Source organism: Thiothrix nivea DSM 5205 (assembly GCF_000260135.1).
GTDB classification, from domain to species: Bacteria; Pseudomonadota; Gammaproteobacteria; order Thiotrichales; family Thiotrichaceae; genus Thiothrix; species Thiothrix nivea.
In genome coordinates this window covers 135741-157051 of sequence record NZ_JH651384.1, presented here as the reverse complement: position 1 = coordinate 157051, position 21311 = coordinate 135741, and the positions used below count along the sequence as shown (strand labels likewise).

The 21311-nt window shown below is 55.9% G+C and carries 22 protein-coding genes; 15 read left to right on the top strand and 7 right to left on the bottom strand.

All coding sequences use genetic code 11. The features are described from left to right. Positions 1 to 63 precede the first annotated feature (63 nt). Complete coding sequence (locus THINI_RS01030) at positions 64 to 930, top strand: WYL domain-containing protein (RefSeq protein ID WP_002706831.1); 867 nt, start codon at positions 64 to 66, stop codon at positions 928 to 930. Here the strand turns inward: THINI_RS01030 and THINI_RS01025 are convergent. Continuing rightward, positions 881 to 3031, bottom strand: a complete 2151-nt coding sequence (locus tag THINI_RS01025; RefSeq protein WP_002706830.1) for a transglutaminase family protein — start codon at positions 3029 to 3031, stop codon at positions 881 to 883. The genes THINI_RS01030 and THINI_RS01025 overlap by 50 nt on opposite strands. Before the next feature lie 133 nt (positions 3032 to 3164). Between THINI_RS01025 and THINI_RS01020 the strand changes: the two genes are divergently transcribed. The 3 genes from THINI_RS01020 to THINI_RS01010 all read left to right on the top strand — a co-directional run bounded on the left by THINI_RS01020 (position 3165) and on the right by THINI_RS01010 (position 5808). After that, positions 3165 to 4028 (top strand): transglutaminase family protein, encoded by an 864-nt coding sequence (locus tag THINI_RS01020; RefSeq protein ID WP_002706829.1) that lies wholly within the window; start codon positions 3165 to 3167, stop codon positions 4026 to 4028. 69 nt (positions 4029 to 4097) lie between these two features. Then, on the top strand, positions 4098 to 4562 hold the full coding sequence (locus THINI_RS01015) for a helix-turn-helix domain-containing protein (RefSeq protein WP_050987970.1): 465 nt from the start codon (positions 4098 to 4100) through the stop codon (positions 4560 to 4562). Between the two features lie 193 nt (positions 4563 to 4755). After that, positions 4756 to 5808: a thioredoxin family protein gene (locus THINI_RS01010; protein WP_002706828.1), complete on the top strand. Its 1053-nt coding sequence runs from the start codon at positions 4756 to 4758 to the stop codon at positions 5806 to 5808. A gap of 13 nt (positions 5809 to 5821) precedes the next feature. Here THINI_RS01010 and dsbD read toward each other — a convergent pair whose 3' ends face one another. Next, positions 5822 to 7669: a protein-disulfide reductase DsbD gene (gene dsbD / locus THINI_RS01005; RefSeq protein WP_211206952.1), complete on the bottom strand. Its 1848-nt coding sequence runs from the start codon at positions 7667 to 7669 to the stop codon at positions 5822 to 5824. Positions 7670 to 7917: 248 nt separating this feature from the next. Here dsbD and THINI_RS01000 point away from each other — a divergent pair, with 248 nt between their 5' ends. From THINI_RS01000 to THINI_RS00980, 5 genes are all read left to right on the top strand, one after another. Beyond that, on the top strand, positions 7918 to 8262 hold the full coding sequence (locus THINI_RS01000) for a YfiM family lipoprotein (RefSeq protein WP_002706826.1): 345 nt from the start codon (positions 7918 to 7920) through the stop codon (positions 8260 to 8262). A gap of 7 nt (positions 8263 to 8269) precedes the next feature. Next, a complete protein-coding gene (locus THINI_RS00995) occupies positions 8270 to 9157 on the top strand; it encodes an AEC family transporter (RefSeq protein ID WP_002706825.1) in 888 nt (295 codons plus the stop codon). A gap of 104 nt (positions 9158 to 9261) precedes the next feature. Continuing rightward, positions 9262 to 9972, top strand: coding sequence for a thioredoxin family protein (locus tag THINI_RS00990; RefSeq protein ID WP_002706824.1), 711 nt, complete (start codon positions 9262 to 9264; stop codon positions 9970 to 9972). After that, a complete protein-coding gene (locus THINI_RS00985; protein WP_040838925.1) occupies positions 9956 to 10957 on the top strand; it encodes a TolC family protein in 1002 nt (333 codons plus the stop codon). The genes THINI_RS00990 and THINI_RS00985 overlap by 17 nt, the downstream gene beginning before the upstream one ends. Beyond that, positions 10954 to 11727, top strand: a complete 774-nt coding sequence (locus tag THINI_RS00980; RefSeq protein ID WP_002706822.1) for an efflux RND transporter periplasmic adaptor subunit — start codon at positions 10954 to 10956, stop codon at positions 11725 to 11727. The genes THINI_RS00985 and THINI_RS00980 overlap by 4 nt, the downstream gene beginning before the upstream one ends. Here THINI_RS00980 and mtgA read toward each other — a convergent pair. From mtgA to THINI_RS00965, 3 genes are all read right to left on the bottom strand, one after another. Next, the gene (mtgA, locus tag THINI_RS00975) at positions 11724 to 12449 is read right to left on the bottom strand and encodes a monofunctional biosynthetic peptidoglycan transglycosylase (protein ID WP_002706821.1); all 726 of its coding nucleotides are present in this window, start codon (positions 12447 to 12449) and stop codon (positions 11724 to 11726) included. The two genes, THINI_RS00980 and mtgA, sit on opposite strands and share 4 nt — an antisense overlap. 83 nt (positions 12450 to 12532) lie before the next feature. Then, positions 12533 to 12865: a cupin domain-containing protein gene (locus THINI_RS00970; protein WP_002706820.1), complete on the bottom strand. Its 333-nt coding sequence runs from the start codon at positions 12863 to 12865 to the stop codon at positions 12533 to 12535. A 138-nt stretch (positions 12866 to 13003) separates the two neighbouring features. Further along, positions 13004 to 14722: a proline--tRNA ligase gene (locus tag THINI_RS00965; protein WP_002706819.1), complete on the bottom strand. Its 1719-nt coding sequence runs from the start codon at positions 14720 to 14722 to the stop codon at positions 13004 to 13006. A 236-nt stretch (positions 14723 to 14958) separates the two neighbouring features. Here THINI_RS00965 and THINI_RS00960 point away from each other — a divergent pair, with 236 nt between their 5' ends. The 4 genes from THINI_RS00960 to THINI_RS24870 all read left to right on the top strand — a co-directional run bounded on the left by THINI_RS00960 (position 14959) and on the right by THINI_RS24870 (position 16250). Beyond that, positions 14959 to 15183: an ISL3 family transposase gene (locus THINI_RS00960; protein WP_040838922.1), complete on the top strand. Its 225-nt coding sequence runs from the start codon at positions 14959 to 14961 to the stop codon at positions 15181 to 15183. A gap of 132 nt (positions 15184 to 15315) precedes the next feature. Next, the gene (locus THINI_RS24880) at positions 15316 to 15699 is read left to right on the top strand and encodes a hypothetical protein (RefSeq protein ID WP_154724314.1); all 384 of its coding nucleotides are present in this window, start codon (positions 15316 to 15318) and stop codon (positions 15697 to 15699) included. Further along, a complete protein-coding gene (locus THINI_RS24875) occupies positions 15683 to 16066 on the top strand; it encodes a transposase (protein WP_050987968.1) in 384 nt (127 codons plus the stop codon). Before THINI_RS24880 ends, THINI_RS24875 begins: the two co-directional genes overlap by 17 nt. Then, on the top strand, positions 16023 to 16250 hold the full coding sequence (locus THINI_RS24870; RefSeq protein WP_169314574.1) for a transposase: 228 nt from the start codon (positions 16023 to 16025) through the stop codon (positions 16248 to 16250). The genes THINI_RS24875 and THINI_RS24870 overlap by 44 nt, the downstream gene beginning before the upstream one ends. A 371-nt stretch (positions 16251 to 16621) precedes the next feature. Here THINI_RS24870 and rsxB read toward each other — a convergent pair whose 3' ends face one another. Together rsxB and rsxA are read right to left on the bottom strand one after the other, a co-directional pair. Continuing rightward, on the bottom strand, positions 16622 to 17152 hold the full coding sequence (rsxB, locus tag THINI_RS00945; protein WP_002706817.1) for an electron transport complex subunit RsxB: 531 nt from the start codon (positions 17150 to 17152) through the stop codon (positions 16622 to 16624). A gap of 17 nt (positions 17153 to 17169) precedes the next feature. After that, positions 17170 to 17748 (bottom strand): electron transport complex subunit RsxA, encoded by a 579-nt coding sequence (gene rsxA / locus THINI_RS00940; RefSeq protein ID WP_002706816.1) that lies wholly within the window; start codon positions 17746 to 17748, stop codon positions 17170 to 17172. Between the two features lie 405 nt (positions 17749 to 18153). Here rsxA and nifL point away from each other — a divergent pair, with 405 nt between their 5' ends. After that, positions 18154 to 19719, top strand: coding sequence for a nitrogen fixation negative regulator NifL (gene nifL / locus THINI_RS00935; RefSeq protein WP_050987967.1), 1566 nt, complete (start codon positions 18154 to 18156; stop codon positions 19717 to 19719). Next, positions 19716 to 21287 carry a nif-specific transcriptional activator NifA gene (gene nifA / locus THINI_RS00930; protein ID WP_002706814.1) on the top strand — a complete coding sequence of 524 codons (1572 nt, stop codon included), beginning with the start codon at positions 19716 to 19718 and terminating at the stop codon, positions 21285 to 21287. Before nifL ends, nifA begins: the two co-directional genes overlap by 4 nt. Positions 21288 to 21311: the final 24 nt, after the last annotated feature.

The following is a 21311-nucleotide window of genomic DNA, read 5'->3' as shown; positions in this document are numbered from 1 at the left end:
TGATTTTTGATTAGAATAGCACCTGATTTTTTCACGTCAAACCTAACGGAAAAAATACATGACATGAAACATGACATATTAAAAAATAAGCTTTTAAAAAGAGACAGCTACAGAAGGTTCGCTTACATCGAAGCCTGTTTATATTGGGGTGAAGGCATCACTGCCGGGCAACTCGGTAAAACATTTGGCATTGCCCGCCAGAATGCCCAGGCCAGCATTGAGGCATACCGCCAGCAACATCCAGATAGCATGGTTTATAACCCATCGACCAAACGCCATGAGATTGCCAGTGGTTTCCAGCCGCATTACATCAGCCAGGATCCCTTGCGCTATCTGGATTACCTGCGCGGCAACTCCCTAACCAACCATTTTTGGGAAGATGAAGAATGGGGGCACTTAACCGTCACAGATGTTGACAATCTGTTCAAACCGCACCTTGAGGGAGCCATTATCAGCAGGGTTGTCACTGCCATACGGGAACACAAAACACTCGAAATCTATTACCACGCCAAACTGGGTGGTTTTGAGAGCCTGACCATTTCCCCCAATCAGCTGGTTTATGCCAGCGGGCGCTACCATGCACGCGCCTATTGTCATGAACGCAACCGCTTCATTGATCTGGTATTGTCACGGATATTGGAAGCAGAGGCCGCCACCGAAGACTGGGTTTCTTCGGAAGAAGATGCCGAGTGGAACACTGTCGAAGCTTTACATTTTATCCCGAACCCGGCATTGCCCGAGAATCTGAAGCGCACCTTATTGCTGGATCACCGGCTGGAACAGGGTGTTTATACACTGACCAAAGTACGTGTCGCTTTACGGGGCTATGCGTTGCGTGAAATGGAAAGGGTGGACTGGAAACACAAAATTCCACTTTGGATCAGGGTAGAGAATCCGACAAGCGCCGCAAATCCAGACAATAAGCGCTGACAGCACTGTCAGGCGGCAATTTTGGATGGATACCTGCGTCACACGGAACAACCTGACAGATAAAGCGCTCGTTACGGCGCTGCGTGGCCTCTTCCATGTCAGCAGGCAAACCGGGATAAGGCAACCCTTGCGGCTGCCATTCGTGGTAGGTCACTTCCAGCGCCTCATCCAGCCCCTTGTGCCTGAGAACAAAACCAACCGTATTGCGCGCGGCAATGCCGGGATGCAAGCCAATCATCGGCTGGAAATGACGGTAACGCACACCGGTGACTTTGACCAAGCCATACGCATCCTGCTCCACCTGCATGGGAACGCGATAGCCATCCACCCACACTTCCCAGCCCTCGATCTGGATGGGGTTGTGCGTTTCCATGCCCAGGGTAATCTGCAAACGCGTGGTGCTGGCGTCGATCAGGCGCGAACCGCCACGCTCCTGCGAAGCCACATCCCCCACCAGCGGCCAGAACTCCAGGGCTTGATGCAACTCCAGATAACAGCCATGAAACACGGCTTTGCCTAGGAAACGTACCGGTTCCTGCAACAGCAGGTTCTGTATTTCCTCATGCAGTGGCAAGTGCGCCTGTGCCAGATCCGCAAACACCGCCTGTAAATCCTTTTGCATATAAAACGGCAGGGCATATTTGTCATGTAAATCCGCGCCATGATCCAACAAGGCCATTACCTTGTCGTCGGTGCTTAACATGGCCAAGATGCTACGCAGCAGTACCGCAATTGCGGCGGCGCATTCCGGGCTGCGCGACATGCGGAAGGCGCGGAATTCCACCAACCCCAGACAACCACGCCCCGGTAAATAAGGGTTCCAGAGCTTTTCGATATTCAGCTCGCTGCGGTGCGGGTTGCCGGAAGGGTCGACCAGAAACGGGCTAAGGCTGCGCCAGATGAATTCCGCCGAGGGGTTTTCGAGCCTCTCCAGTTGCTCCAGCGCGATAGCCAGCTCGTTGAAGGATTCGCGCAAGTTTTCATCCACGCGCGGCGACTGGCTGGAGCTGCCGATCGACGGTGGCGCAAACCAGTAAGATAGCGCCGGGTGGGCGTTGAGGTAACGGATCAGGCGCGGCAACAACTGCGGATAGCGGATAAACGGGCTGCCCATCGGTTCCGTGCCACCCAGCGTGAATTGGCCACCACCACCGGAGTCGGACACCACACCATTGTAGTGCAAGCGGTAGGGGTGCAGGCCGACATCCCGTGCCGCGCTGTAGAACAGCTCACAGCGTGCGTAAAAATGCTCGGCGTCCGGTTCCGGTGCCTGATTGATTTCAATCACGGCAGGGTCAGGGGTAATCGTCGTCCACGCTACGCTGGCATCCACCGGTGGCGGGAAACCCTGCATCAACACACTCGGGACGGCGGTTTCCCTGGCTGCCCGCGTGATGGCTTGCAGCAATTGCACAAAAACTGCCACCGAAGGCAGGGCTGGCAATTCGATCAGTATACCTGACGGGTTGGGGTGCGCTGCATCCGGGGGCAAGGCATCCAGACACAATAAAAAATCACCTTCCTGCGCCAGCGGATCCAGCAGACCATCCAGCGGAATCTTTTGCGCATGTACCGAGGCGCGCGTCAGTTCAGGCTTGCTCAGGACATTGGCCTGCGCGGCTTTGCCATCACAGCGGAACAACACGCGGTAGGGTAAGGCTTGTTCCAGCGTGAAAGCGGATGACTGCCAGCCGGTTTGGAGCAGCGCCGTATTCAGCGCCCGCCAGAATGCCTCGCTGTCCACTTGCGGAGCTGCTTCTTCAGGCAAAGGAGCCAGCAAGGGGTCGGGCGGACCATCCCAGCGAAATTGCTGCTGGCGCGCCTGGTAATAGCCGAAGCTCCAGCGTGGCATGTCTTCACCCCCGTATTGCCTGCCCAGGGTGCGCAGTACCACGCCGCCGGGTTGGCGCAGGCAAACTTCGCGCAGGAGCCTGTCGGCATAGTCAGGTTTTTCAGGGCCTAATGCCGTATTCAGCCACTCCGGGGTTTCGGCGAAACGTTGCGTGAAGGTGGGTTCCATGCCAACCCAGACATCCACCCCGGTGGCACAGACCTGCTCGTCCTGAGCTTTGAGAATATGTTTGAATTCAGTCGCTTCCATCACGCCACCATCCTGCATTTTGTGATGGGACGATTATAGGCTTCCCCTACAACATTCTGGCAAATATACATTGGCAGGGTTATGCCTATAGAATCTGTGGCAATTGCCCCCAACCAATGCTGGACGAAACACTATGCGCCGCATTCAGATCACCCACAATACTCGCTACGAATACGCCGAAGCGGTTACGTTTAAACTGCATAAGCTGCACATCCGCCCGCGCGAAGGCCACGACATCCGTATCGAGTCCTCACAACTGACGATTGCGCCCGACTACCGGATCTTCTGGGAACGGGACATTTACAACAATTCACTCGCGCTGGTGGAGTTTCTCGGCAAAAGCCAGACACTGGACATTACCAGCAGGGTGGTGGTGCAGCACTACGGGACGCCGCCGCTGGAATTTGGGATGGATGAATCCGCCCTGCTCTACCCCTTCCATTACGACCCGCTGGAACAGGTCGACCTAATTGCCTACCAAATGGCGGTGTTTCCTCGCGACTACCCGGTGGTGCAACAATGGCTGGAAAAGATTTACCAGCCCAGCACCTTGAACAAGACCGTCAGCTTGCTCGACACACTCAATAAAACCATCGCTGAGGAATTCAAGTACACCGCACGGGAGGAACCCGGCGTGCAATCGCCGCGCCAGACTATTACCCTGGGTTCCGGCTCCTGCCGCGATCTGGCGGTTTTGTTCATCGAATCCTGCCGCGCATTGGGGCTGGCCAGCCGCTTCGTCAGCGGTTATCTGCTGCAACCCGGTGATGGCCCGCAGGATCAACACGGGGCTACCCATGCCTGGTCGGAAGTGTACCTGCCCGGTTCGGGCTGGTGGGGCTTTGATTCAACCAGCGGCTTGCGGGTCGCCAACGAACATATCGCCGTGGCGCATCATCGCCATCCGGAAGCAATCCCGCCGGTATCAGGTTCTTATGTAGGCAAACCCGAGCCACATCCCAAAATGCACGTCAGTGTTGAAGTGAAGATGTTGTGACCATCATTATAGTCTTTTCATTTTAGTCAGCTACAATAGGACGGATGATCAACTTCCCCATCCTTCATCATGCCGACTTACTACTCTAAGGATCTCCGTGAACGTGTTGTTGCTGCCTATGACAAGAGCAAACATAAATCCCACGTTTGTGGGACGTTTTCCATAGCCCGCAGCACCCTGGACAAATGGTTGGCCCTGAGGGAAGAAACCGGCAGCCTCCAACCCCGGACACATCCCCGCCCTGGGCACAGCCATAAGGTGAAAGACGTTGAAGCTTTTCGGCAATGGGTGGAGAGCGAAACCCCGTTTGAACGCATCGAGGATTTGCTGCCACGCTTTGAAGCGCATTATGGCAAGGCCATTTCTTATCGTGGCCTGCATAAATGGCTGCAACGGATCGGCTGGAGCCATAAAAAAAAGGCTCTATGTGGAATACCGTGGGTAACTGAACTCCAGTTTGCCGCACAGGAAGTAAACCATGTTGATGAGGTTGCGGGTATTGCGGAACCCCCGCCCTGGAGGCCGGGGACATAAACGCAACTGGATCAGCGCTATCCGCGCCTCTGATCAAAGCTGGCAAATGCCGTGGGTAGTGACCGGGATTATTAGACCAGATCACTTATCGCCAAGAATTTATGGACTATCAAAAAATCCTGTCCACAATGCTAGACTACTCCCAATAAACTAATAATTTCCCTACCGAATATTACCGCCGAGGAGACCTTACATGAAGTATGCCCTGCTGTTTGCCCTGATGCTTCTCGCCAACCTTGCCTGGGCAGAAGAACCGCCTGCCAACGCATCCGCCCTCGGCGCGGGGTTAGTCAACCCCGGCTATGAAGAAAAACCGGCCTGGTTCAAGGAATCCTTCCTCGACATCCGCGAAGACATCAAGGAGGCCACCGCCGCCAACAAGCGCGCGATCCTGTATTTCTACCAGGATGGTTGCCCCTACTGCACCAAGCTGCTGAAGGACAACTTCGGCAAACAGGACATCGCCGACAAAACCCAGAAAAATTTCGACGTCATCTCGATCAATATGTGGGGCGACCGCAGCGTGACCGATTTTGATGGCAAGGAAACCACGGAAAAAGCCTTCGCTACCGACTTGAAAGTACAATACACCCCGACCATGCTGTTCCTGGATGAAGGCGGCAAGGTGGTACTACGGGTCAACGGCTACTACGCCCCTGACAAATTCGAGCTGGCTCTGGATTATTCCGCAGGGAAACACGACAAGGAAGGCAGTTTCAAGGACTACTACGCCAAACTGAAGGCGGAAGGCAAGGTTGCCAGCAAGGATCAAACCTACGCCCTGCCCGGCAGCTTACCTGCCCCACTACGCTTGCAGGATGTACGCAAGGACGATAAGCGCCCGCTGATGGTGGTCTTCGCCCAGCAGGATTGCGACACCTGCGACGAACTATTCAACGACATTTTCAAGCGCAAGGAACTGGCCTACAGCCTGAGCAACCTGGATGTGGTGGTGGTGAACCCCGATGACACCAGCGACATCCAGACGCCGGATGGCAAAGACATGAAAATTGCGGAATGGGCTAAAGCGCTGAACATCCAGTACAGCCCCAGCCTGGTGTTCTTCGACGCCGACGGCAAGGAAACGTTCCGCACCGAAGCCTACCTCAAGGCGTTCCACACCCATGGGGCGATGGACTATGTAATTTCCGGCGCATACCAATGGCAGCCGGAATTCCAGCGCTACCTGCAACACCGCCGGGAAGTGCTGGCAGAACACGGCTTCCCGGCGGATTTGATGGAGTGAGGAACCCCCAGCCTTACTGCAACGCCTTGCTCAAATGGGTTGCAAACGCCTCGGCGGGCATGAACCCTACCTGCCGGTATTGCCTTAGTTCCTCACCATCCTTGTTGTAAAACAAGATAGCAGGTGGCCCCGGAATCTTGAAATTGGCCAGCAACGCTTTGCTTTCTGCCGTCGTCTTGGTTACATCCGCCTTGATCAAAATCGCATTGCGCAATTGTACCTGTACTGACGGGTCAGAGAACGTGTATTTCTCCATCTCCTTGCAGGTCACACACCAGTCTGCGTAGAAATCCACCATCACCGGCTGGCCTTTGGCATCCGCGACTGCTTGCTGGAGTGCCGCCAGCGTTTTGACCGTGTTGAAAGGTAACTCCAGCGCTGCACTGCCTTGCCCGGCACTCACCTGCCCCAGCGCCAGCCCGCGCAGGGGCTGCCACAAATCGCCCTTGCCGGTCGTGCTGCCCACCATCAACAAACTGCCGTACAGCAGCAGCAGGATGCCGGTTCCCTTCCAGAATTTGCGCCAGCCGCTGCTGCCTTCCGGCAAATGGGTGAGCGCGCCGAGGAAAATCGCCGAAATCACGAACAGTGCCGCCCACAGCAGCAAGGCGATTGATTCGGGCAGGATGCGTTCCAGTAACCAGATGGCAACCCCCAGCATCATCACACCGAAAACAGCTTTGATCACTTCCATCCACATACCGGCGCGTGGCAACCATTTGCCTGCGGAAGTCCCCACCAGCAACAGCGGAATGCCCATGCCAATACTCAGGGCGAACAGCGCCATGCCACCCAGCAGCGCATCCCCGGTCTGGCCGATGTAGATCAGCGCCCCCGCTAGCGGCGCGGCCACGCACGGCCCCACGATCAAGGCCGACAACGCACCCATGATGGCAACCCCAATCAGACTGCCGCCTTCCTGCTGATTGCTGAGGTTGTTCAAGCGGGTCTGGATGCTGGAGGGCATCTGCAAGTCATAAAACCCAAACATGGAGAGCGCCAACAGCACGAAAATAGCGCTGAAAACACCCAGCACCCACGGGTTCTGGAACATCGCTTGCAAGTTTTGCCCAAACAAGCCCGCCAACACCCCCGCTACCGTATAGGTCAGCGCCATTGCCAGCACATAGGCCAATGAGAGGAAAAACGCCTTGCGCGGAGTCAGGTTTTTCTGCCCGACAATAATGCCGGAAAGGATGGGGATCATCGGGAACACGCACGGCGTAAACGCCAGCAACAAACCGAAGCCGAGGAAACCCAGCAAGGTCAGCAGCGTATTGCCGCTAGCCAGTTTTGCCGCGATCTGATCCTGCTCCGAAAGTAAGGTTTCGCCCTTGCCGACAGCAGCAGCGATGGCTTCGGGCGGTTTGGTTTCTGACCAGGCAACCGTTGCCTGTTCACCCGCTTTGGGTGCCGGCAGACTCACCTGAAAGGCTTTCAGTTCTGCCGGATAGCACAATACGTTTTCCGCGCAACCTTGCCAACCGAGCTCCAGCAGGAAACTGCCTGCCTTGCCGGATTCGGTACGCTGCACAGGCAAACGAATTTCCGCCTGATCGTGGATCGCCTCGATCGTGCCGTAAAATTCGTCCTGTTTCACCTCACCACTGGGCAGCTGCGGCTCGCCTATCGTCACGCCTTTGGGGTCATGTGCCTTGACCAGGAATTTGTCCTTGTACAGGTAGTGATCCGGCGCAATTGCCCAGGGAATGATCAGGGTATCACCATCCAGGGACGGCTGCCCAAGCGCAAAGGCTTCCTCGCTAGTCAAACTGCCGTCATCGCCGAAATCAAAACTGCTGTCGGTGGCTTCATTCTTCGCAATGGCCTGAATCGTCGCCAAACCATTGGGTTCCGCCATGACAGCAGATATTCCCAACAACCAACAACAACTAATCAGCACCATCCCTGACAAGAAATGCAAAACTTTTGGACGAACGCCCACGCTGATTCCTCCTCTCTCTTTTATAGTCCAGCCAGTGTACCGAACTGCCCGGACAACATCCATTTACACCGGAAAGTTGTCTCTATTCGCTAGAATGCCAGATGCTAGTATGCAAGTTTCATGTTGTAATGGCGCTACGCATAACCAACTGAGCCAAGGCGCACATGAACAAACTGAAGACTTTACTGGCTGCCCCGTTGATAGGGCTAGTGTATTGCCTGCCCTCCCTTGCCCTGGCCGATGAATGGACGGGAAAAGACAAACAACTGCACTTCGCGGTTTCTGCTGTACTGGGGGTGGCTGCTTATTCCCATACCCACGACCGTGCCAAGGCTTTTGGACTGGCAATGATTCCTGGCATCCTTAAGGAAGTTGCCGACAGCCAGCAGGACAACAACGATTTCAGCGGCAAGGATCTGGCGTGGGATGCGCTGGGGGCTGCAGTAGGCATACAGACGGGGCACTGGATGATCGGCCCGGGAACGGTTTCCTGGGTGAAAGCGTTCTGAGCCCGTCATGCTCGAAACCACCCTGCGCATTTTCAGCATCATCTTCCCGGTCTTCGCCTGCGCGGGACTGGGCGCTGCCTACGGCTACCGCCACCGCCCGGATATGGCGGTGGTCAACCGCCTCAACATGGAATTTTTCGCCCCCTTCCTGGTTTTCTGGGCATTGATGGACAAGCCGTTCGATTTCCTAGCGTTCCGTGATCTGGCTATTGGTGGGGTTGCCGTTATCCTCGGTTCCGGGCTGCTGCTGTGGCCGCTGGGGTGGCTGTTGCGCATCAACCTGAAAACCTTCCTGCCGCCGATGATGTTCAACAACTCCGGCAACATGGGCATTCCGCTGGTGCTGTTTGCATTCGGGGAGCAGGCATTACAGGCTGCCGTGGTGCTGTTCATCATCGAAATGGTGTTGCACTTCACGGTCGGTTTCTACATCCTTGACCATCGCACCAAGCCATTGCGCTTGCTGAAAATGCCGATGATCCAGGCGACCATCCTTGGCCTGCTGTTCAGCAGCCTGCATGTGACCTTACCGGATGCGCTGGCGAATACCGTCAAGCTGCTGGGGCAAGTGTCGATTCCGTTGCTGCTATTTTCGTTGGGCGTGCGGCTACTGGATGTGAATTTCCGCGACTGGAAGCTGGGGACATTCGGAGCTATCGTCGGGCCTGCCGCCGGTATTGCCAGCGTATTCCTGGTTAGCCCGCTGCTGACGCTGGATGCCAACCAACACGCACAATTGCTGATTTTCGCTGCCTTACCGCCAGCCGTGCTGAATGTGTTGGTGGCGGAACAATACCAGCAGGAACCGCAACGGGTCGCCTCTATTGTGTTGCTGGGCAATCTTGCCAGCCTGATCATCATTCCTGCCGTGCTATACTTCGCGTTAACCCATTAGTGAAGCTAGGGTAAACCCTGGCTTGAATGCGGGAATATTTTCCTTGCCGTATTCGTCACAAGCAAAACGTCATTTGGCACATAATAAATTCAGGAGGATTTCACGTGTTACGCAAGATTTTGCTGACCATGCTCGTGTCATTGAGCATTTCCATCCCCACCGTTTTGGCGGAAGAAAAACCGGCTGACGCAGACGCGGCTGCCGCGAGCGCTTCCAGCGCCGATAAGCCAGCCGCTAACAAATCCACCGAGGTAGCCGCACCGGATAAGGCCGAAGAGAACAAGACCGAGACCACCACAGATACGGCAGATTCAGGCAAAGTCGAAGTGCGTGATGTCAGCCAGTTCTTTGACGACAGTTTCGGCAATATGCAGGATGAAATCGCCACGGCCAAAGAGGACGGCAAGGAAGCCTTGTTGATCATGTTTGAGATGGATGAGTGCCCATTCTGCCACCGCATGAAAACCACGGTGCTTAACCGCAGTGATATTCAGGATTATTTCAAGGATCACTTCCGCATCATCAGTGTTGACATCGAAGGTGATCTGGAAATGACAGATTTCAAGGGCGAAAGTATCAGCCAGAAGGATTTTGCCCTGAAGGAATTTCGCGTCCGTGCCACGCCGGTATTCCAGTTCATCGGCTTGGATGGCACACCGATCAAGAATGGGCGTTTGACCGGCGCAACCAAGGATGCAGGTGAATTCATGCTGTTCGGCCAATACATTGTCGGCAAGAAGTATGAGGAAACACCCTTTTCCAAATTCAAGCGCGAACAAGGAGCAGCACTGAAGGCAGATGATGCCAAGAGTTAAACCTCATGCGGGGATAATCCTGCTCTACGGCCTGCTGCTGACCTCTTTTACCCAAGCCGCTGAAGTGCCCGACCCTATCAGTCTGGATCAGGCGCTCAACTATGCGCAAGGCCACCCGCGCACCCAACTGGCAGCGGACATTGCCCAACGCCATCCGCAGCCGGAACCCTTGTATCTGGACTGCCACAACCTCGCCTACAATAATAACGCCACCCCCGACCGGCAGCGTGACCAATTGCTGCCAACGCTGATTTCCCCGCTGGAAGCACAGCGTCTGGAAATCATGCAACGCTTCTTCGATGTGCTGCTGGCTGATTCCAGCGCCGTGCGTGACAACGAAAACCAGGCGGTGTATTACATCCCGCTCGACCGCACCCGCACGCGCATGGAACTGAAAGAGTTTTCCGAACTGGACGTGGCGGAACTGGATGCGGAATATCAGGTGGTACGCCAGCAGACATCCGCCAGTATTGCCTCACAACGCTTGACCCGCTCGCTGCTGGCACAAGCCATCAACAACCCGCTCAAACTGCCCAGCGACCTGAACCCACCGGAGATCGGGGAATTTCCCAGTGAAATGCCCACCACAGAGGAACTGGCCGAAGCCAGCCTGCAAAGCAACACATGGCTGGACGACCGGCGTGATGACGCCAGCAGTGATGAACGTGCCATCATCGACATGGAACTGCGTCAGACGATCATCGAACTGCTGTTACGGCTGGATATTTTCCGGGTAGCGGCGGCTCGCGCCGAATCTGAAATCCTGTGGCGGGACTATTATCTGGAACGTAGCCGTACCCTGTATGAGCAGGAAGTCAAATCCGACCTCGGCGATGCCATGACCCAGCAGAGCAAGGCACGCTTGCAGAAGCAACAAATCCAGTTTTGCCGGACGTTAGCCCTTGCGCAACTGAATGCCCTGCAAGGCAAACCCGTCTGGCCATTACCCAAACCGGAAAAGAAAAAAGAGGAAAAACCTGAATGAAGACGATCCTGACAACCGGTTTATTGCTGGCAGGTCTGCTGGCGAGCCTGTCGGCGCAAGCACTGGAACTGAAAGGTCGGCTGGAATGGGTACACAAGGTCGACATGCGCGTAACCGACAGTGGCGTGATTGAAAAGGTCAATGTCACCAGCGGGCAACATGTCAACAAGGGCGAGCTGCTGTTACAGATGGACCAACGCAAGCAACAAGCCGAATTGAAGGAAGCCAAAGCCCGCATTGCCCGCGCCCAACTGAGCACGGATGAAGCCGAGCGCGACATGAACCGCACCCAGGAGCTGTTCGACCGTGGCCTGATTGCCGAGGAGGAACTGAAAGGCAGCGAACTCAAGCAAGCGGTCGCCCAATCTGAAATGGAATCCGCCAAGGCTGCGGAAGAAGCCGCGCAGGTAGCACTGGAACACACCGAACTGAAAGCGCCGTTTGCCGGTATTGTGGTTTCCAATACGGCGTGGCAAGGCGCGGTCATTTTTGCTGGCAAGCAAGACCAGCCGCTGGTGTCGGTGGCACCTGATGACCAGATGCTGGCGCGGGTACTGGTAACGGCGGACGTGTTGCGGCGTTACCCGGTAGGTGCGTCTGCGCAAGTTGTCGTGAATGGCGATGCCCGCAGCGGCAAGGTCTACAGCCAGGGCGTGGAAGCGGTGCGGATTGAGCCGGAGGGCGCGATTTACGAACTCGACATCATTTTCAAGCGCAGTGGCAAGGAATTGCTGCGGCCATCGGAATCGGTGCAGGTAGTGTTACCCTAATCCAGTTTTTGCAGATAGGACGCTCCACCGAGTGAGCGCATTTGCCGCAGGATACGATTCTGGCGCGAACGCACGTAAGCAGAAGGCTTGGTGGCACTGTAATGTTCAGGGGCAGGCAGGACAGCCGCCAGCAGCGCCGCATCTGCCGCACTTAGCTTGTTGGCCGGTTTTCTCAGCAGGTTTTGCGCGGCTGCCCCCACGCCGTAATCAGCTTGGCCAAACTGCGCGCTGTTCAGGTAAACCTCCAGAATCCGCTCCTTCGACCAGAAGATTTCGATCAGGCTGGCGATCATCCATTCCAGTCCCTTGCGGACATAACTGCGGCCTTCCCACAGGAACAGGTTTTTTGCCAGCTGCTGGGTGATGGTACTACCGCCGCCTTTACCCTTGCCTTTCAGCTCGGCCTGGATGGCGGCCTGGGTCGCTTCCACATCTATTCCCCAATGCTCGGCAAAGCGCTGGTCTTCGGAAGCGATCACCGCCAATTGCATATGGCGCGGAATCTGCCCAAGGCTCACCCAGTCGTGGCGCACAAACGGCGTTTCCTTGTCGAATAACGCAACAACATCCTGCTGCAACATGAATGCTGAAGTCGGCACTGGAACCCAACGGAAAATCAGCAGCCACGCACACAACGCCAAAAACAGCAACAGCGGGACGCGCCATAGCCAGTGCGCCCAGTGTGCAGATTTCCATTTGGTGAACAGGTCATACAATCTCATAATGGCGCGTATTATACTTAGAATATGAGCTTGAGTTCATAATTTCACCTTAATCACAAGAGGGCTGGTAGCCATTCCATGCCCTACCCTTGGTTATCGGAATTCAGAAACACCGCCAGCCAAATGGTATCCCTGTCTGGTGCAGTAAAGGTAACCCGGTGCTTGGCGTGTGCCTTGATCAACACGTAATCCCCTGGTCGTAGAGTCAGTTCCCCTTCCTGGTCGGCAAACGCCAGACCTGCTTCGCCTTGCAGCACTATGACCCACTCATCCTGTTCCTGGTCGTACCAGAAATCCGGCGGGCTAGCGTGACCGCGCGAAACGATGCGCTCGATTTTGACTGAGGAGGCTTCCAACAGGGTTTCAAACAGTTCTTCGGGTAGGTCAACGGGGATATCTGCAAACAAGTTGGGCATAACCTTAACCTATAAATTTCAGGCCGCTGTCAATACGCCTCGGACGCAGGTGTGTAAAAAATTCAGCCAATGTATTGTCAGGATGCCGCAGCCAGCAACACCCTGACATGTTCCATAAAAATCTCCAGGTGAATACTGTCAGCCTTGCAAGCATCCCTGAATAAAGGATAACGCTTCGGCCAACGGCACTTTCTGTGCATCCCCGCCGCTGCGTGCCTTGTACTCGATTTCGCCCGCCTGCAAACCGCGCTCGGAAATGATCACGCGATGCGGAATACCCAGCAGCTCATGGTCGGCAAACATCGCGCCGGGGCGCAGCGCACGGTCATCCAGCAACACATCCACGCCCGCCGCCTGTAATTGCGCATACAGATCTTCGGCCTTGGCGGCGACTTCCGGCGACTTCTGCATGTTTAAGGGCGCAATAACCACAGTAAACGGCGCAATCGCGTCCGGCCAACGGATGCCGTATCCGTCATTGTTCTGCTCAATGGCGGAAGCAACCACACGGGAAACGCCGATGCCATAACAGCCCATGGTCATCACCTGCGCACGGCCACTTTCATCCAGCACCGTGGCGTTCATGGCTTCGGAATATTTCCTGCCCAACTGGAAGATGTGGCCAACCTCGATGCCGCGCACGATGGAGAGCGTGCCGCAACCATCTGGGCTAGGGTCACCCGCCACCACATTGCGCAGGTCGGCAACTGCTGGCAGCGCCACATCGCGTCCCCAGTTGATGCCGAAATAGTGCTTGCCGTCGCTATTGGCACCAGCGCCAAAGTCAGCCATGTTGGCAACCGTGCGGTCGGCAATGCACGGAATGGGCAGGTTGACCGGGCCGAGGGAGCCAGGGCCTGCACCGATAATGGCGCGGATTTCGTCTTCGCGGGCGAAGCGTAGCGGGGAAGCGACTTCCGGCAGCTTTTCCGCCTTGATTTCGTTGAGGGTATGGTCGCCACGTACCAGCAGCGCCACGAAATCAGCATCAACATCATCTGCAGCGGCCACGATCAGGGTCTTGACCGTTTTTTCGACCGGTAAGCCGAATTGTGTGACCAGCTCCTCGATGGTTTTGGCGTTGGGGGTGTCGACTTCGCGCATGTCTTCGGATGGCGCAGCACGCTCAGCCAGCAGCGCAACCGCTTCGGCCAGCTCGATGTTGGCGGCGTAGTTGCTGCCGCTGGCAAACGCGATGGCATCTTCCCCGGATTCCGCCAGTACGTGGAATTCGTGCGAGGCATTGCCGCCGATGGAGCCGGTATCCGCCTGCACCGGGCGGAAATCCAGCCCCAGCCGCTGGAAAATGCGTGAGTAAGCGGCAAACATGGCGTCGTAGGTTTCCTGCAAGGACTCCTGCGTCAGGTGGAAGGAGTAGGCATCCTTCATCAGGAATTCGCGTGCGCGCATCACGCCAAAACGCGGGCGCACTTCATCGCGGAACTTGGTCTGGATCTGGTAGAAATTGACTGGCAATTGCTTGTAGCTGCCGAGTTCCTTGCGTGCGTAGTCGGTGATGATTTCCTCGTGGGTCGGGCCGTAGCAGAAATCCCGCGCGTGGCGATCCTTGATGCGCAGCAGTTCCGCCCCGTATTTTTCCCAACGCCCTGATTCCTGCCACAGCTCCGCTGGCTGTACCGATGGCATCAGCACCTCGATGGCTCCGGCGTTGTTCATCTCTTCGCGCACGATGGCCTCGACCTTGCGTAGCACACGCAAGCCATAGGGCATCCAGGTATACAGGCCGGAGGCAAGGCGGCGGATCATGCCCGCCCGCAACATCAGTTGGTGACTGATGACTTCAGCATCCGCCGGGGTTTCACGCAGGGTGGAAATGGGGAATCGGGATACACGCATTGTTCTGTCTTAATCCGGTGTGGGAAAACAGCAGATTATAGGATTTGCCGCGAGATTGCGAAGGTTCTTTGGGATTTCCCGTGGTCACACACAAGATGTAGTATCCTGAGCCATCCAGACCATTAGCAAGGAAAGCCGATGCCTGCCAGTTTTCAAATCCCCCTGGACATTCCAGATGTAGAAATCCTGTCGGTGCAAAACGGTGAGAAAGGCTCCCTGATCCTGGAGTGAAAAGCATGCTGGATTACACGCATTGCCGTTGCTGCGGCCGCAAAATCAGTGATTTTCATGGTTACGACCGCCCCATCCGTTTACAGCATCTGCTGATTTTTGAGCGCAAGGTCTTGATTGAACTGCGTCCCAAACGCTACCGTTGCCGCCATTGCGAAGGTGACCCGACCACCACGCAGCAACTGGATTGGTATACCCCCAACAGCCCGCATACCAAAGCCCTGGACTAGTGGCTGCTGAAAATGCTGGTGAACTCAACAGTGTCTGATGTCAGCCGCCGTTGTCAGGTGATCTGGTCTAATAATCCCGGACACCTCGCTAAGGTATTATACTCAGCCTGTCCATAGCTACGGATGGAGGTGTTGTGGCTAAAAAGCCAGGGGCTGGCACATGGTGAGATTGAGCGGCTGGCGCAGGTCAGCTCAACGACAGTCACCCGTTACCTGAAACGTTATCAACAAGGCGGGGTCACCGCCCTGGAACAAATGGATTTCTATCGCCCGGTCAGCCAGCTGGAACCTTTCCGGGAACAACTGAAAAGCCATTTTGAACGTCATCCCCCTACCCGGATCACGCAGGCGATAGCCGAGATACACCGTTTAACCGGCATCGGACTCAAACAGGAAGCCGTGCGCATGTTCCTGCATAGTCTGGGTTTGTCGGTCAGGAAAGTGGGGATGATACCCGCAAAAGCCGATCCAACAGTCCAGGACACATTTAAAAAAAGAGTTGGAACCACGCCTTGAGGACGCCAAAGCCGGGAAACGCGCCGTTTTCTTTGTCGATGCCGCCCATTTTGTACTCGCCCCATTCCTGGGGTTCCTGTGGTGCTTTACCCGGCTGTTCATCCGTGCCCCTGCCGGACGCCAGCGTTACAATGTACTCGGTGCGTTAAATGCCATCACGCATGAACTGATCACCGTCACCAATGACAGCTACATCAATGCCGACAGTGTTTGCCTGTTGCTCAGGCAAATCCATGCCATGGCCTTGGACATTCCGGTGACGCTGGTGCTGGACAATGCCCGTTACCAGCGTTGCCAACGGGTGCAGGGCTTGGGGGAAACCGTTGCTGTTCCTGCCCGCTTACTCACCCAACCTGAACCTGATTGAACGCTTATGGAAGTTTGTGAAAAAGGAATGCCTGTATTCCCGCTACCATGAAACCTTTGCCGGGTTTACCCAGACCATTGATGCATGTTTGGCGCAAACCCACACGACCCATAAGAAAGCACTGGATTCATTGCTAACCCTCAATTTTCAGACCTTCGGAAAATCAGCAATTATGGGCGGTTAAAGTATAGTGGGCTTTCTTCGAGTGCCTGCATAACATCAGGAAACGCGGACAAGCTGCTCTACATTCCTTGTTGTCCCTGCTGATGGGCTAAGACCCCGAAACACATAATGAGCCTCAAACTGCGTAGTACCTGCCGTGCCTGCTGGAGTTTAACATGACTGTAGAGTCTATAATCACACAGGTCTTGACAGTGTGCTGAGACTGTGGTAGATGTGCAAAAAACTGCAACAGCCAGGTGCAACAACTGTCATCCTGCGCGAACGCGAAGGCCGGGTAATTGATGCCGAGTATCAGGTGAAACAGGGTCATACAGACCACTAACTGGGAAAATATCAGCCCCCCCATATTCTTCTACAGGCATAGAAACAACATCAGGCAACTGCCACAGCCGGACTCGGCCAATACCAAGTTTGTAAAGTCGGTGTCAGCGGGCGCATTTCAATGCATTCAGTCGGGCACACATCAAAGCACTTCTCGCAACCCGTGCAAGCATCGGCAAATACCGCATGAATCTGCTTTGGCCCACCCAAAATCGCATCAGTTGGACAGCGTTTGAAACATTTAGTGCAACCGATGCACAGGTTTTCATGCACGTAGGCAATCATTGGCCCTTTGTCTTCCACACCGGAGAGATCAATACTCACACCCAGTTTCGCCGCCAATATTTCCGCCAATGCCTTGCCACCAGGCGGGCAAGCCGTCACCGGAGCCTGCCCGCTGGCAACCGCTTCCGCTAATGGCGAGCAGCCGGGATAACCGCACTGCCCACATTGCGAACCGGGCAGTAAGGATTCAATTTCAGCCTGCAACGGGTTGCCTTCCACCTTCAGGTAGCGGGCCGCAACACCCAGCAAACCGCCCAGCACCAGCCCCAGAGTCATCAGCATCAGAATTGCACTCATCACAACACCTCCCTTACTCAATGCGCCGCCAGACCGGCAAAGCCCATGAACGCCAGCGACAGCAGACCGGCCACCACAAACGCAATCGGCAAGCCACTGAAGGCCGCCGGCACCTGCGCCAGTGCCAGCCGTTCGCGTAAACCGGCAAAAATCACTAGCACCAGCGTGAAACCCACCGCCGACCCAAAGCCATACAACAGGGTTTGCACAAAACTGTGCTGTTCCTGCACGTTCAACAGCGCCACGCCCAGCACCGCGCAATTGGTGGTAATCAGCGGCAGGAAAATCCCCAGCACCTGATACAGCGCGGGCGAAATCTTCTTGATCACCATTTCGGTAAACTGCACCGTCGCGGCAATCACCAGGATGAAAGACAGGATACGCAGGAAACCCAGATCAAGCGGTTGCAACACCCAATGTTCCAGCATCCAGCCTGCCACCGAGGCCAGCGTCAGCACGAAGGTGGTCGCCATGCCCATGCCAATGGCGGAATCAATCTGTTTGGAAACGCCCATGAACGGGCACAGGCCGAGGAACTTGACCAGCACCACGTTATTCACCAGTACGGTTCCCAGCAGGAGCATGAAGTATTCCATTGCGCATTCCCTGAAATTCGTCAGTGGAGGTAATGATGCAGGGAGCGTGCCAGCCACAAGAATTACAAATAATATATTGAATTATATAGACTTTCATAATCTATTTATTGGTGCTGTTTACGACATCAATTGCGAGGCTGTGGTGTTTGCGACATTTTTCCATGGCTGTTGCGGGTTGTCGTGTTTCTGACAATTTCCTGTTTTGTCGTATTCATGACAATGAAGAAACCCCTCCTAACCTCCCCTTATCAGGGGAGGGACAAGACGCCTCTACCGCCGCAGTACAAGAACGCCCTTCCCCTGATAAGGGGAGGCCGGGAGGGGTTTCTTTGCGGCTTTCCTTCCATGGCATACATATTGCTTAGCAACATTAGAACATTCTGATGTTGTGAGGACGCCATGCCAATGCCGAACCAGATAATTGCGACACCGCTGAACGAACTGCACGCGGATTTCACCGGCATTCCCGGTTTCGAGCATGTCGGCCCCGGCCTGTCGCTGCAAGCCATCCTCGAAACCGTGGAACAGGCTCCGGTAGCGATTTCCATCACCGACACCCGCGCCAACATCCTCTACGTCAACGCCAATTTCGAGACACTGACCGGCTACACCCGCCATGAAATCAGCGGGCAGAACGAATCCGTCCTTTCCTGCAAAACCACCCCGCTGGAGCTGTACCGCGAACTGTGGCGAACCATCCAGAGCGGCAAGGTATGGCGCGGCGCACTGGTCAACCGCACCAAGGATGGCAAAAGCTATCTGGCAGAAGTCACCATCGCCCCGGTCACAGACGCCAAAGGGCAAGTCACCAACTTCCTCGGGATGCACCGCGACATCACCACCCTTCACCAACTGGAGCAGGAACTCAAGCACCAGAAAGCACTGTCGGAAACCATTCTCGACCTCGCCCCCACCATCGTGGTGCTGCTGGACAGCAAACGCAACGTGCTGCTCGACAATCAGACGTACAAACAACTCAAAGCCGGTTTTGGTGATACCGAACCCGCCCACCTGTTCATGGATGCCCTCGCCGACCGGCTGGGAGACAATCCCTTCGGCGGTTTCAACGACATACAGGTGCGCTTCGATGCCCCCAACGGCGCAGAATGCTGGTTCGCCGTGTCCGGCATTCAGGTGGAAGAACTCGACCACGCCGCGCAAAGCTATTTCAAGGCTGGCAATGAAAGCGGCCACTACCTGCTGCTGGTTGCCACCGACATCACCACCCGCAAGGCCGAAGCCGAACGCGCCCGCCTCCAGCAACTCAAGGTACAGATGGCGGAACAGGAACTGACCCAAAGCATCCGCGAAACCCTGTCCGGAGCCATTTTCCAACTGGAAACACCCGTCAACGTCATCCAGGCCGCGCTATCCATGCCACACTCCTCGCCGGAAGCGCTCTACCCCATTCTGCGACAGGTGCTGGACTCCTCACAACGCGCCATCGACGCCATGCGCAAAGTGCTGCCGCGTGTTGAGCAGGAGCGTCATTTCCTGGTCAACATCAATCAGACACTCAAGGATTTGCTGGTCATTTCCACTGATCGTCTGCTCTCTGTCGGCGCGGTAGTGGAATGGAAGCCGGAACCCGTGCTGCCCGCCATCAATGGCAGCGAAGCCTCGTTGCGCCGCATGTTCCACTACCTGCTTGATAACGCCCTGCTGTCACTGGAGGAGGCCGGGCGCAAAAACCCGGAGCTACACATCCACACCTGCCTGAAGGATGACACCATTTTCGTGGAAATTACCGACAACGGTGTTGGCATCCCCCCCAAACAGCGCCTGAAAGTGTTTGAACCCTTCCAAAGCGCCTGGAAACGCGGGCGGGGCAAGGCCGGCATGGGTCTGAGCATGGCGCAGGAAATCGTCAACAGCCACGGCGGAGGCATCCGCATCGACCCGGATTACACCGATGGCTGCCGCATCCTGATCAACCTGCCGATCAAATACCGAAGCGAGGCCATGGAATGACCGACCGGCATGATTCCGCACAACTGGAGCGCACCCTAACCCTGCTGGAAGACGAGCTGGCCTGCATTTATGAAGTCAGCAAGGTGCTTAACCGCTCCCTGAATCTGCACGAAAGCCTGCGTGAAGTGCTGCGCGTGCTGCATGAACAAGGGCAGCTGGAACACGGCATGGTCAGCTTGCTGGATGAAGCCAGCGGCGACCTGTTGCTGTGCGAACTGCACCGGCAGAACAAGCCGACTGTGGAAAACGTGCGCTACCGTTCCGGCGAAGGCATCATGGGGCTAGTCATGGAAATGGACAAACCCCTGATCATCCGCAAACTGGCTGATGAACCGCGCTTCCTCGACCGGCTGGGCGTGTACAATTCCGCCCTGCCTCTGATTGCGGTGCCAATCCGCGCACGTGGCGATGAAATCGTTGGCGTACTGGCAGCGCAGCCCCCGGCAGAGCTGCATGTATTGGCCGAACGTCGCCGCTTCCTCGAAATGGTTGGCAACCTGATTGGTCAGAATGTGGTACTCGTCACCCAGGTCGCCAGCGATAAACAGGAACTGCAAAAAGAACGCGACTCATTGCGCCGCAAGGTCAAGGGCGAATCCGGCTTCGCCAACCTGATTGGCCGCACCCGCGTGATGCAGATCGTGTTTGATCAGGCACGACAGGTGGCGAAATGGAACACCACCGTGCTGATCCGTGGCGAGTCCGGTACCGGTAAAGAGCTTATCGCTAACGCCATCCACTACCATTCCCCGCGTGCCAACAATGCTTTCGTCAAACTCAACTGCGCCGCCCTGCCCGACAACCTGCTGGAGTCGGAACTGTTCGGCCATGAAAAAGGCGCATTTACCGGCGCGGTCAGCCAGCGCAAAGGGCGTTTCGAGCAAGCTGACGGCGGCACGCTGTTCCTCGACGAAATCGGTGAAATCACCCCCGCTTTCCAGGCCAAGTTGCTACGGGTATTGCAGGAAGGCGAATTCGAGCGCGTCGGTGGCAGCAAAACCTTGCAGGTCGACGTGCGCGTGATCGCCGCCACGAATCGCAATCTGGAAGAGGAAGTGCGCGCGGGCGATTTCCGCGAAGACCTGTATTACCGCCTCAACGTCATGCCTATCATCATGCCGCCGTTGCGCGAACGGCTGGAAGACGTGCCCGACCTCGCCCGCTTTCTGGTCAACAAAATCAGTCAGAAACAGGGGCGACCACTGGAAATCGGCGACAGCGCCATCCGTGCCCTCATGCACCATGGCTGGCCGGGCAATGTGCGTGAGCTGGAAAACTGCATGGAACGCGCCGCCATCCTCAGCCCCGACGGGCACATTGACGCGCAGGTGATCCGCCTCAGCGGGCTGGACAGCGCCCCGGCGTATTCAATGTCGGAAAGCAACGGTTCCACCAATAACGCAAAGATCGACCTGAATGACCCTGATATTGACGAACGTGAGCGCGTCATCGCCGCATTGGAAGAAGCCGGTTGGGTGCAAGCCAAAGCTGCCCGCTTGCTGAACATGACGCCACGACAAATTGCCTACCGTATCCAGACTCTAAATATTCAAGTACGGCAAATCTGATACCGAAAGCGCGATCCTCCTCCT